The organism is Photobacterium sp. R1, assembly GCF_054600795.1.
In genome coordinates, this window is sequence record NZ_BAAHZP010001075.1 from 1 (window position 1) to 231 (window position 231).

A 231-nucleotide genomic window follows, 5' to 3' on the forward strand; every position below is an offset into this window, starting at 1 on the left:
GAACTTTGTTCCAATTTTGTGCTTCTATTTGTAGTGCATTTTTGACACATTCCATTAAAATCATCTATAGGTCATACCTCTTACCACTGACAATGAATGTATGGCTCACAATTAAAAAAACACTTTTACTGACACTTTGGCCATATTCTGTACTTGCACTAAGTGCTGAAGTTGATAACAAAAACCAACAGCTGACGGCTGCCCAAATTAAATAGGTACAAAGTCTGAAAA

General features: G+C 35.1%; 1 protein-coding gene. It reads left to right on the forward strand.

Annotation, left to right across the window (positions count from 1 at the left end; translation table 11 throughout):
- Window positions 1–215 (forward strand): hypothetical protein (locus ACYP03_RS28375; RefSeq protein ID WP_459782989.1); only part of this gene is annotated, 215 nt, incomplete at its 5' end.
- Between the last annotated feature and the right edge of the window lie 16 nt (window positions 216–231).